Genomic DNA, 11,039 nt, shown 5'->3' with positions numbered 1-11,039 from the left:
CCGTACTGGTTTAAAGTTAATCCACTATAATACGGCAAGGCGCGCCAACGTCGCATCGTCTCAATCTACTTAATATCAGCAAGGTTTCCAATGAATCTGAAATCCCTGTATTTACTGCCCGCGCTCTTACTCGCCCACTCCGCAGCCCTTGCCGCGCCCAAGATTTCAGACGACCCCAAACCGCGTTCTGCCGAAAAAATCATTTATTTCGAACAAAACGGCAAATTCGGCGCAAAAACCGCAAGCGGCAAAATCATCGTCCCTGCGCAATACAACTGCGAATTTATGTGCGAACACGTCAAACACGGCGAAACCGCCGACGGCGAGTTGCTGTTTCTGGACAGCAGCCGAGAAATTCGGGGCAAAGTTGCCTATTCGCCGTTTTTCCTGCATTCGCGGCAGGGCAGGTTTTTATATCAGCCGATGATGTACGACGCGGCGGCAGACTATTTTTCGGAAGGCAAGCGCCGCTATGTTTCCAAAGACGGCAAAGTCGGGTTTGCCGACCGCGCGGACAACTTGGTCACTCCCGCCCAACACGATTGGGCAGGACAGTTTGAATACGGCTATGCCGCATTTTGCGACGGCTGCCGAGAAGTGCACGTGGACGAAGAACACACTACCGTACAGGGCGGCACTTGGGGCATGATGGACGCACGCGGCAATACCGTTGCCCCCAGCGACACTCGCCGCGCCGCTTCCGACATCGAACGAAACGGCAAATTTTATCCGCACCCGTTTGCCTACACCGCCGCCGAACGCGATATTCTGCAACGCATCAACCGCTACAAAAACCTGATTGTCGGACTGGAAGCAGTTCGCCATTCGCCATACAAAACTGCCGAAGAACGCGCTGCCTACCGCTTTGAAATCGTGTCGCAGCCCGTGCAAGGCTATCCGTATTACGAAATCGTCCTGTTTGACGGCAAAGGCAACACCGTTGAAGGCGAACGCTTTCTCGCCGGCGCGGACGGCAAACGGCTCTATGTTCTACCCGTCAGAGACGACACGCCGCAACCACTGGAAACCTACCTGCGCCATGATATCCGCGCCACACTTGCCGAACAGCCCGAAAGACAGAAAAACGGCTCTTGGAACGACAACCCGTTTCGCTTGAAAGATTATCCCGAAGCAGAAGCCTTGTTGAAACGCAGGAAATGAGTTTCAGACGACCTCATCAGATAGCTATACCACTCTACTCACTTTATTAAACAATAAAACAAAAAGGAAAACGTCATGATTGAACAAGCAATAGGAAACCTGTCAGGTATCTTTTGGATTTTCCTGCTCGTCATTCCCCTGCTTTTCTTGAAAGCATTTCTCCAAAACCCCAAAGTAAAAGGACGCATAGGCGAACGGGCAGTCCGTTCAGTAATCGGAAAAGATTTGGATGAAGAAACCTATATCGAATTTCACGATTTAATTATTCCGTCACGCAGCGGCACGACGCAAATCGACCATATCTATGTTTCGGTTTTCGGGATATTTGTCATAGAAACCAAAAATTACACAGGTTGGATTTTCGGCAGCGAGAAGCAATCGAAATGGACTCAAGTCGTCTATAAGCAGAAACACTACTTTCAAAATCCGTTGCGCCAAAATTACGCACACATCAAGGCATTATCCGAACTGCTGCAACTGCCGGAAGAAAAATTTCATTCAATGGTGGTTTTTCTCGGCGATTGTGAACTGAAAACGCAAATGCCGCCGAATGTCTGCCGTATCAGACAGGCAGCATCCTATATCAGACGTTTTCAGACGACCTTATTGCTGCCACAGGAAATAGAAGCGGCAATTGCCGTGCTGTCTTCAAACGAATACCAAGCCGATGGAGAAAAACTGCGGGCGCATACCGAACGCCTGAAAGAACGCCATCAGCGATAATTTAAAAGGACACCCAATGACCTTCCCGCCCCTAAAATCCCCGCTCAAATTCTACGCCGTCGTTCCCACCGCCGATTGGGTGAAGCGCATGGTCAAAGCAGGTGCCGACACGGTGCAACTGCGCTGCAAAACCCTGCACGGCGATGAATTGAAACGCGAAATCGCCCGCTGCGTCGCCGCCTGTCAGGGCAGCCGCACGCAGCTTTTCATCAACGACCACTGGAGCGAGGCGATAGAAGCGGGCGCATACGGCGTGCATCTCGGACAGGAAGACATGGACACCGCCGACCTTGCCGCCATCGCAGCCGCCGGTTTGCGTTTGGGTTTGAGTACGCACTCCGTCGCCGAACTCGACCGCGCCCTGTCCGTACACCCCAGCTACGTCGCCAGCGGCGCGATTTTCCCGACCACAACCAAGCAAATGCCCACCGCCCCGCAAGGCTTGGACAAACTGCGCGAATATGTGAAACAGGCAGGCAGCACGCCCGTCGTCGCCATCGGCGGCATCGATTTAAACAACGCCGAAGATGTATTGGCAACCGGCGTTTCTTCACTCGCCGTCGTCCGCGCCGTTACCGAAGCAGAAAATCCCGAAGCGGTGGTTAAAGCGTTTCGGGATTTGTGGAATGAATAAGGTCGTCTGAAAACCAAATTTCAGACGACCTGCTCAATTAGGATATTCGATTGCCGTCATTTCGGATGCCATACAGGCAGAAGCGGGCATAACGGCGCAAAAATAATCGGCGGATTCAGTTGTCCCAGCCTTCCACCACCAGTTTGCCGACCATATCCCCGCGTTCCAGCATCTCATGGGCGTGGCGCAGGTTAGCGGCATTGATGCCGTGCAGGACTTGGGTGGCGGTCGGGCGGATGATGCCTTCGTCCACCAGCCGCGCGGTTTCGGCCAGGATTTCGCCCTGCCGTTCGATGTCTGCCGTTTCGCGCAGCGGACGGGTAAACATAAATTCCCAATGCAGCGACAGGCTTTTGCCTTTGAGCGGGTTCACGTCCAACGTTTCGGGGTCGTCAATCAGCGCGATTCTGCCTTGCGGGGCGATGAGTTCCACGATTTGCGGCAGATGGCGGTCGGTATGGTTAGTGGAAAAAACAAACGATGGCGCGCCGATATTTAACGCGGCAACCTGTTCCGCCATGTTTTCATGATGGTTGATGACGAAATCCGCCCCCAATTCCTTCACCCACGCGCGGCTTTCGGGGCGGGAGGCGGTGGCGATGACTTGAATGTCAGTCAGCTTTTTCAGAAACTGGATGGCAAGCGAGCCGACCCCACCTGCGCCGCCGATTAAAAGCAGCACATTTGCGCCGCCTGCCACGGGTTTGTTGACGTCCAAGCGGTCGAACAGCGTTTCCCATGCGGTAATCGCCGTCAGTGGCAGCGCGGCAACTTGGGCAAAATCCAGCGAACGCGGCTTTTTGGCGGCAATGCGCGCGTCCACCGCTTGTAATTGTACGTTTGAACCTTGACGGTTGAGGGCGCCCGCGTAATACACTTCGTCGCCGACTTTGAAGTTCCGCACTTCGCTGCCGACTGCCTGAACGATGCCTGCCGCGTCGTAACCCAATACGCGGTATTCTCCTGCCGCAGACGTATGCGCCGCCCGGACTTTCACATCGACAGGATTGACCGAAACCGCCTGCACGGCAACCAAAATATCGTGCGGCCGCAGTTCGGGTTCGGGCAGATTGATGTCGAGCAAGGCCTCAGGGTTGGAAACGGGTAATGGGCGGGTAAAACCGATGGCTTTCATAATGTTTTCCTAATAGGTCGTCTGAAAGCGTGTATCATGCGCCCGAAACATATCATTAACAAGAACGCACATATTTTTCAGATAGTTACTTAAAGGATACCACCATGTCCCGCACACCGCACCCAAGCTATGACTGCACCGAAGGCTGCTCGGTGGAAGCCGCGCTTTCCGTCATCGGCGGCAAATGGAAAGGCACGATACTCTACCGCCTGCACACGGACGGCACGCTGCGCTTCAACCAAATCCGCCGCATCCTGCCCGATATGTCTCAGCGCACGCTGACCGCGCAACTGCGTGCATTGGAGGCTGCCGGCATCATTTTGCGTACCGTGTATCCCGAAGTCCCGCCGCGCGTGGAATACCGCCTGACCGACTACGGCAAAACGCTTGCCCCCGTACTGACGGCATTGAAAGAATGGGGCGACGGGTTCAAGCAAGAGCAGGCGCATCGCGAATAAAGAAACTTATAGTGGATTAACTTTAAACCAGTACGGCGTTGCCTCGCCTTAAGCTCAAAGAGAACGATTCTCTAAGGTGCTGAAGCACCCAAGTGAATGGTTCCGTACTATCTGGATTTTGGGGAATTTTGCAAAGGTCTCTATCTGTACTATCTGCGGCTTCGTCGCCTTGTCCTGATTTAAATTTAATCCACTATACATACGAAATATCGAGAAACCATGAACATCATCTTAAACGGCAAACCCGCCGAACTTCACGGCAAAACCGTTGCCGACCTCATCGCCCAAACCGCGCCGCAAAAGCCTTTTGCCGTCGCGGTAAATACCGGATTCGTCGCCAAAGGCGCATATGCGGAAACGGTTTTGAACGAAAACGACAAAGTCGATATCGTGCGACCGGTGGTCGGCGGCTAGGAGGTTTTGCCTTTTCAGACGACCCCTGCCCCCAAAACAACGTTATAGTGGATTAAATTTAAATCAGGACAAAAGGAACCCATCATGCTCACCCTATACGGAGAAACTTTTCCTTCGCGGCTGCTGCTCGGCACGGCTGCCTACCCGACGCCAGAAATCCTCAAACAATCCGTCCAAACCGCCCGCCCCGCGATGATTACCGTCTCGCTGCGTCGTGCGGGAAGCGGAGGCGAGGCGCACGGTCAGGGGTTTTGGTCGCTTTTGGAAGAAATCGGTATCCCGGTGCTGCCGAACACCGCCGGCTGCCAAAGCGTGCAGGAGGCGGTAACGACGGCGCAGATGGCGCGCGAAGTGTTTGAAACCGATTGGATCAAACTCGAGCTCATCGGCGACGACGACACGTTGCAGCCCGACGTCTTCCAGCTCGTCGAAGCGGCGGACATCCTGATTAAAGACGGCTTCAAAGTGCTGCCTTATTGCACTGAAGACCTGATTGCCTGCCGCCGCCTGCTTGACGCGGGCTGTCAGGCGTTAATGCCGTGGGCGGCACCGATCGGCACGGGTTTGGGCGCGGTTCACGCCTATGCGCTGAACGTCCTGCGCGAACGCCTGCCCGACACGCCGCTGATTATCGATGCGGGCTTGGGCCTGCCCTCGCAGGCGGCGCAAGTGATGGAATGGGGTTTTGACGGCGTATTGCTGAACACCGCTGTTTCCCGCAGCGGCGACCCCGTCAACATGGCGCGCGCCTTCGCACTTGCCGTCGAATCCGGACGGCTGGCATTTAAAGCCGAACCGGTCGAAGCGCGTACCAAAGCGCAAGCCAGTACGCCGACCGTAGGGCAGCCGTTTTGGCATTCGGCGGAGTATTGATGAATAACGTGTTGCGGGTATATGAAAAGGTCGTCTGAAATTTCAGACGACCTTGTTTGAGGCAAGGACGGCTTTGTGTCCTTGCTGCATTTCACGCGGTAAGTTTAGAAGTTCGGGTAAAAACAAATTTTAAAAATACGGACAGAGGTCGTCTAAAAAAAGAAATCAGGCAAACGTTTACTCAAAGAGCTTTCCCTGAGCCAACAAGGCTTTAACGGGTGCGAAATCGCGTCGGTGTTCAGGCAATACGCCGTATCGCTGCAAGGCTTCGAGGTGTTGCGCCGTGCCGTAGCCTTTGTGTTTGTCGAAACCGTATTGCGGATAACGTTCCGCCAACGCATACATCTCGGCATCGCGCGCGGTCTTCGCCAAAACGGAAGCCGCCGAAATTTCCATGATTTTGCTGTCGCCTTTGACCACCGCTTCGGCATCCACGCCAAGGTCCTTCGGCACTCTGTTGCCATCGATAAACACCTTATCGGGCTTGATCGCCAACCCGTGTATGGCACGGCTCATCGCCAACATCGTGGCATGAAGGATATTCAGCTCGAAAATTTCTTGCGGATCGGCTTGTGCGACACACCATGCCAGCGCCTGTTCTTTAATCAAGACCGCCAATGTATCGCGCTTTTTTTCGCTGAGTTTTTTAGAGTCGGTCAAACCGGGCAAATGGTAAGACGGCGGTAGGATAACGGCGGCGGCAAACACGCTGCCGACCAAAGGCCCCCGCCCTGCCTCGTCAACGCCGGCAATCAGAAAAGAATTTGTCATCGTTGTTTGAAAATAGAAAAATGGACATTATTTAAACTAAGGAGCAGCCGAAACGGAACACCTATCCCGCCAGCCGCCTAACCAATATATTTAACCCAATAATCGCCGCAGCCTGTTTAGGTTTGCGCCACGATATCCCCGTGCAGCGCCTCAAAATGATAGGCGGCATCGGAAAATTTTACCTTGTTTGAAATAAGTTGATTCGTTATAACTGGCTGCATAGTATAATCAAAACCTTTGCCATATACCGAAATAAAGATGAAACCGATTTTTTACCGACTGATTTTGGCTTTCGGGCTGGGAAGCGCCGCCCTCTCCGCACAAGCCGGCTATATCTGCAAAGTGGACGGCAACGCAGTATTTACCGAGAAAAAAATCGGCAATGATTGCACCGAATCCCATACGGACGGCACTGCAAACGTCAGCCCTGAAGAAGCCGGCAGGGCCGTACCCGAGCGTGTCGACCTGAAAGAAGCCCTCGGGGAAGCCGCTCCCGAGCCGGGCGACATCAAAGTCTTGCCACGCACGACGGGCGGCAGCGTAACCAACACGGCAGAAGCCGCCAATCCCCGTTTGGACATCAAATTGCGCAACGGCAAGCTTGGCGAAGCGACTTCCGTCGGCGACCTGAAAGCAGCCAAAGCCCGCGCCGCCGAGTTGAACCGCAAAGCCAAAATCCTGCCCGCACCCATCCTGCCGGCATCCAAACCCAAGCCGCAACTGACCCGCAAGCAAATCTTGGAAAACGAAGTCCGCAACGAACAAGTGGCTTTGGTCAGGGCGCAGGCGCAACTGAATGTCGCCAAGAAAAAAGGCGATCAGGCAAAAATCAGCCGTCTGACCCAAGCCGTCAACGACCGTCAGGCCAATATCCGCGCCATTGAAAGCGAAATGAAACGCTAAACGGACAACGGTTCGGAAAGTTTTTAATCCAAGCTTTCCGAACCATTTTCAATCGAAATCCATCATGCAGCCCATCCCCGACAACATCATCAAATTCCTACACGCCAACCATGTGATCAGCATTGCGGCAGCCGCAGACGGCGAAATTTGGAGCGCCTGCTGCTTTTATGTACCCGATGAAGCGCAAGCAAGGCTGATTGTGCTGACTTCGGCGCGCTCCAAACACGGTAGCCTGATGCTGAAAAATCCGAACATCGCCGGAACCATCGCAGGTCAGCCGGAAAATATCGCCAAAATCAACGGCATACAGCTGACTGCCAGTGCGCAACTGCTGACTGACGAAACAGAGAAAAAAGCAGCGCTCGCCCTCTATTACAAAGCCCATCCGCTTGCCCGCGCGATGAAAAGCGATGTTTGGTCGTTGCGCTTGGAAAACGTGAAATTTACGGACAACAAACTGGTTTTCGCCCAAAAAACCCTTTGGCAGCGCGAAGCCCAAAACGCCTGAATCATTAAACCCTTGACGATTGGTTTCAACGTTGATGGGTTAAACCAATACCCAAAGATAAAGGTTTTCAGACGACCCCTGCATACAAGGTCGTCTGAAAAGCAGTACCCAATCAAAAATCCTGAAACCGGCAAACGGATTTCAGGATTTTTGATATTCGGATCATCCGCACGCAAAAAAGCGGCAGCCATGCCCTACCGCCCTTTCCTATCCGAAATCTCAATATCTCGCCATCGTCCCATCCACCTGCAAAGCCCAAGCATCAATCCCGCCTTGCAGGTTAAACAGATTTTCAAAACCCGCGTCCGCCAGATACATCGCCGTATGCAGGCTGCGGATGCCGTGGTGGCAGTAAACGACAATCGGCAAATCGTCGTCGGGCAGCTCGTTTTGGCGCAGCGGAATCAGGTTCATCGGGATATGGATGGCGTCAGGCAGGGCGCAGACGGCTGTTTCCTCGTCGGTTCGCACGTCCAGCAGATGGAACGCGCGACCTTCTTCCTGCCATTGTTGCAGTTGCAGCGGAGTGAGTTGCGGGATCGTCATGATGTGGTGTGTGTGAAATGATGGAAACGATGAAAGGTCGTCTGAAAACGTTTTGCCATGTCCGGCTGGTTTTCAGACGACCTTTGATTTCAAAAAAGTTTAAAAATCGAAATCGCCGAAAGGACGGTTTTCTTTGTCGTCCAAATGCGCGACCAGCGTGTCGAACAAGACTTTTTCTTCAAATTCGCCGCCCTTGCGCGTAATCAGCAGCGCGCGCTGTACCGGCCGGCGGCCGACGATGACTGCCATGCGGCCGCCGTCTTTCAACTGTTCTTTCAATACGTCAGGCACGCGGTCCACCGCGCCGCCGACGTAAACCGCATCAAACGGCGCACCCGCGGAAGGCTCGGTCAGCCCGTTGTTTTGCACATAATCGATATTGTCCAAAGCCAAGCCGTCCAACACTGCTTTGGCACGGTTTTGCTGCTCAGCATCGAGGTCGTCTGAAACCACTTTACCCGCCAGTTTCGCCAAAAGCGCGGTCGCATAGCCCGAACCCGTACCGATTTCCAAAACCGTATCGGTTTGGGTCAGCTTCAAGCCCTGCGCCAACCGCGCTACGATTTTCGGCTCGAGCATCTTATGTCCGTTGGCAAGCGGCAGCTCCATGTCGGCATACGCCAAACCCTGCAAAGATTCGCTCACGAAACGCTCGCGCGGAATCTCCTCTAAAGCGTCCAAAACGTCAAAATCCAATACATCCCACGGACGGATTTGCTGTTCGACCATATTGAACCGCGCTTTTTCAAAATCCATTTTGTGCTCCGTTAAATAATTGTTTTAGCAATGGCAGACATTATAAAACCACACTCCCGCCACGCCAACTTCAGCGCGCGCCGCCCGCCTGTTTTTCAGTCTCAAGCCGCCTGACGCGAAGCCTTAAACCGTTTCGCCAAAATCTTCGCCAGTTCGCCCAAATACAAAGCATCCGTTTCATCAAACTGCGCCAAATGCTCGCTGTCCACGTCCAACACGCCGATACAGCGGTCGTCTGAAAACAGCGGAACCACAATTTCCGAACGCGACAAAGACGAGCAGGCAATATGGTCGGGATGCGCGTTCACATCCTCGATGACCATCGTCTCGCCCTTCGCCCAAGCCTGACCGCACACCCCGAGCCCGAACGGAATCCGCGTACACGCCAAAGGCCCCTGAAACGGCGCCAAAACCAATTCGTCCGTACGCGTATCGACCAAATAAAAACCCACCCAAAACCAGCCGAACGCCTCCTTCAAAACCGCCGCCGTGTTCGCCAAATTCGCCACCCAATCCGTCTCGTCCGCCACCACAGACTCAATCTGCGGCAATACCTCCCGATAAAGCGCGGCCTTGTCCGAAGCCGAAAAATGAAGCGTGTGCATAGCCATGTCCTATATATGTGTATATCAAGCAGTTATTATAAAACAGGTCGTCTGAAACAGCATTTCAGACGACCCCGGGCATCCCGTTTCAAGTTGCTAACCCGTCGCATATCCACTAAACTTCACGTTACATCACGCTACACGCAGCGTACAGCCAAAGAAACACAACACGGAGCAAAAAAGATGTATCACCAAATCGGAATGTGGGATCAAAAATGGGTCATCGGCAACTGGAAAATGAACGGCCGACTCCAAAACAACAACGCACTCATGCACCGCTTCCGCATCATGCCCACCGCCGAACGCGTCCTCATCGGCCTCGCCGCACCGACCGTTTACCTGTTGCAACTGCACAACGCCATGCAGATTGTCCTCAACAACCGCATCCTCACCTGCGCTCAAGACGTCAGCCGCTTCCCCAACAACGGCGCCTACACAGGCGAAGTTTCCGCAGAAATGCTCGCCGATATCGGCACAGACATCGTCCTCATAGGACACTCCGAACGAAGCCTCTATTTCGGCGAGAAAAACGAAATCCAACGCCGCAAAATGGAAAACGTCCTCAACGTAGGCCTCATTCCCCTATTGTGCGTCGGCGAAAGCCTCGAAGAGCGCGAAGCCGGCAAAGAACACGAAGTCATCGCCCACCAACTCTCCGTATTGCATGGACTGAACACCAAAAACATCGCCGTCGCCTACGAGCCGGTATGGGCAATCGGCACCGGCAAAGTCGCCACCGTAGAACAAATTGCCGACATGCACGCATTCATCTACAAAGAAATCTTGTCTTTGTGCGGAAGCGATGTTAAAATCCGCGTTCTTTACGGCGGAAGTGTGAAAGCAGACAATGCAGCCGACATCTTCGCAGTACCTCATGTAGACGGCGCATTGGTTGGCGGCGCGTCATTATCATATGACTCATTTACCGCCATCATCAACGCAGCACAAGCCTCGTAGAAAACATATGGAAGCCTTTAAAACCCTTATCTGGATTATTAATATTATTTCCGCTTTGTCAGTGGTTGTGTTAGTATTGCTGCAACACGGCAAAGGCGCAGACGCAGGCGCGACCTTCGGGTCAGGTAGCGGCAGCGCGCAGGGCGTATTCGGTTCCGCAGGCAACGCAAACTTCCTGAGCCGCGCAACCGCCATCGCAGCGACTTTCTTCTTCGCAACCTGCATGGCAATGGTTTATATCCATACCCATACAAACAAACACGGTTTGGACTTCAGCAACGTACAACAAACCAAGCAGGCACCTAAGCCCGCCGCTCCCGCTGAAAACCAACCTGCACCTGCTGCACCCGCTCCTCAGCAGCAGAAATAACAGTTTTTTCAAATGCCGACATGGTGAAATTGGTAGACACGCTATCTTGAGGGGGTAGTGGCCGTAGGCTGTGCGAGTTCAAATCTCGCTGTCGGCACCAACAAGCAAAAACGCTTAGAAATTCTAGGCGTTTTTTTTCGTTTAATCCTGTCTAATGCCATTAACCAAGCCTAATAAATACAAGGCTTTCAGACTGATTGCTATCCTATTGTCTTCTTCCTGATT

At 53.4% G+C, this 11,039-nt stretch carries 15 protein-coding genes and 1 tRNA gene; 11 read left to right on the top strand and 5 right to left on the bottom strand.

Annotated features, from left to right (window positions below; all coding sequences use genetic code 11):
* Positions 1-90 precede the first annotated feature (90 nt).
* The 3 genes from HMPREF2572_RS10200 to thiE all read left to right on the top strand — a co-directional run bounded on the left by HMPREF2572_RS10200 (position 91) and on the right by thiE (position 2,518).
* A complete protein-coding gene (locus tag HMPREF2572_RS10200; protein ID WP_070498327.1) occupies positions 91-1,161 on the top strand; it encodes a WG repeat-containing protein in 1,071 nt (356 codons plus the stop codon).
* 75 nt (positions 1,162-1,236) lie between these two features.
* Complete coding sequence (locus HMPREF2572_RS10195) at positions 1,237-1,884, top strand: nuclease-related domain-containing protein (RefSeq protein ID WP_070498324.1); 648 nt, start codon at positions 1,237-1,239, stop codon at positions 1,882-1,884.
* Positions 1,885-1,900: 16 nt separating this feature from the next.
* Positions 1,901-2,518 (top strand): thiamine phosphate synthase, encoded by a 618-nt coding sequence (gene thiE / locus HMPREF2572_RS10190; RefSeq protein ID WP_070498321.1) that lies wholly within the window; start codon positions 1,901-1,903, stop codon positions 2,516-2,518.
* 115 nt (positions 2,519-2,633) lie between these two features.
* Here thiE and HMPREF2572_RS10185 read toward each other — a convergent pair whose 3' ends face one another.
* Positions 2,634-3,653, bottom strand: a complete 1,020-nt coding sequence (locus HMPREF2572_RS10185) for a zinc-binding alcohol dehydrogenase family protein (RefSeq protein WP_070498318.1) — start codon at positions 3,651-3,653, stop codon at positions 2,634-2,636.
* 104 nt (positions 3,654-3,757) lie between these two features.
* On the opposite strand from HMPREF2572_RS10185, the gene HMPREF2572_RS10180 reads away from it, so the two are divergent.
* The 3 genes from HMPREF2572_RS10180 to HMPREF2572_RS10170 all read left to right on the top strand — a co-directional run bounded on the left by HMPREF2572_RS10180 (position 3,758) and on the right by HMPREF2572_RS10170 (position 5,398).
* Positions 3,758-4,111 carry a winged helix-turn-helix transcriptional regulator gene (locus HMPREF2572_RS10180; protein ID WP_070498316.1) on the top strand — a complete coding sequence of 118 codons (354 nt, stop codon included), beginning with the start codon at positions 3,758-3,760 and terminating at the stop codon, positions 4,109-4,111.
* A 219-nt stretch (positions 4,112-4,330) separates the two neighbouring features.
* Positions 4,331-4,525 carry a sulfur carrier protein ThiS gene (thiS, locus tag HMPREF2572_RS10175; protein ID WP_070498314.1) on the top strand — a complete coding sequence of 65 codons (195 nt, stop codon included), beginning with the start codon at positions 4,331-4,333 and terminating at the stop codon, positions 4,523-4,525.
* 84 nt (positions 4,526-4,609) lie between these two features.
* A complete protein-coding gene (locus HMPREF2572_RS10170; RefSeq protein ID WP_070498311.1) occupies positions 4,610-5,398 on the top strand; it encodes a thiazole synthase in 789 nt (262 codons plus the stop codon).
* Positions 5,399-5,575: 177 nt separating this feature from the next.
* Here the strand turns inward: HMPREF2572_RS10170 and rnhB are convergent, their stop codons facing one another.
* Entirely contained in the window at positions 5,576-6,169 is a 594-nt protein-coding gene (rnhB, locus tag HMPREF2572_RS10165; protein WP_070498308.1) for a ribonuclease HII, read from the bottom strand.
* Positions 6,170-6,427: 258 nt separating this feature from the next.
* Here rnhB and HMPREF2572_RS10160 point away from each other — a divergent pair, with 258 nt between their 5' ends.
* Together HMPREF2572_RS10160 and HMPREF2572_RS10155 are read left to right on the top strand one after the other, a co-directional pair.
* Entirely contained in the window at positions 6,428-7,072 is a 645-nt protein-coding gene (locus tag HMPREF2572_RS10160; RefSeq protein ID WP_003759290.1) for a hypothetical protein, read from the top strand.
* A 64-nt stretch (positions 7,073-7,136) separates the two neighbouring features.
* Complete coding sequence (locus HMPREF2572_RS10155) at positions 7,137-7,580, top strand: PNPOx family protein (RefSeq protein ID WP_049222715.1); 444 nt, start codon at positions 7,137-7,139, stop codon at positions 7,578-7,580.
* Positions 7,581-7,799: 219 nt separating this feature from the next.
* Here the strand turns inward: HMPREF2572_RS10155 and HMPREF2572_RS10150 are convergent, their stop codons facing one another.
* The 3 genes from HMPREF2572_RS10150 to HMPREF2572_RS10140 all read right to left on the bottom strand — a co-directional run bounded on the left by HMPREF2572_RS10150 (position 7,800) and on the right by HMPREF2572_RS10140 (position 9,487).
* Positions 7,800-8,126, bottom strand: a complete 327-nt coding sequence (locus HMPREF2572_RS10150) for a rhodanese-like domain-containing protein (RefSeq protein ID WP_009310965.1) — start codon at positions 8,124-8,126, stop codon at positions 7,800-7,802.
* 99 nt (positions 8,127-8,225) lie between these two features.
* Entirely contained in the window at positions 8,226-8,882 is a 657-nt protein-coding gene (locus tag HMPREF2572_RS10145; RefSeq protein ID WP_070498305.1) for a protein-L-isoaspartate O-methyltransferase family protein, read from the bottom strand.
* Positions 8,883-8,983: 101 nt separating this feature from the next.
* Positions 8,984-9,487, bottom strand: a complete 504-nt coding sequence (locus HMPREF2572_RS10140) for a GAF domain-containing protein (protein ID WP_148132327.1) — start codon at positions 9,485-9,487, stop codon at positions 8,984-8,986.
* Positions 9,488-9,670: 183 nt separating this feature from the next.
* Here HMPREF2572_RS10140 and tpiA point away from each other — a divergent pair, with 183 nt between their 5' ends.
* The 3 genes from tpiA to HMPREF2572_RS10125 all read left to right on the top strand — a co-directional run bounded on the left by tpiA (position 9,671) and on the right by HMPREF2572_RS10125 (position 10,914).
* A complete protein-coding gene (tpiA, locus tag HMPREF2572_RS10135) occupies positions 9,671-10,444 on the top strand; it encodes a triose-phosphate isomerase (protein ID WP_003759302.1) in 774 nt (257 codons plus the stop codon).
* A 7-nt stretch (positions 10,445-10,451) separates the two neighbouring features.
* Positions 10,452-10,814: a preprotein translocase subunit SecG gene (gene secG / locus HMPREF2572_RS10130; protein WP_019270391.1), complete on the top strand. Its 363-nt coding sequence runs from the start codon at positions 10,452-10,454 to the stop codon at positions 10,812-10,814.
* 14 nt (positions 10,815-10,828) lie between these two features.
* Positions 10,829-10,914: transfer RNA gene (locus HMPREF2572_RS10125), tRNA-Leu, on the top strand.
* The last annotated feature ends 125 nt before the right edge of the window (positions 10,915-11,039 follow it).

The organism is Neisseria sp. HMSC064E01, from assembly GCF_001808875.1.
Taxonomy (GTDB): domain Bacteria; phylum Pseudomonadota; class Gammaproteobacteria; order Burkholderiales; family Neisseriaceae; genus Neisseria; species Neisseria sicca_A.
This window is presented reverse-complemented; position numbering and strand designations above follow the sequence as displayed.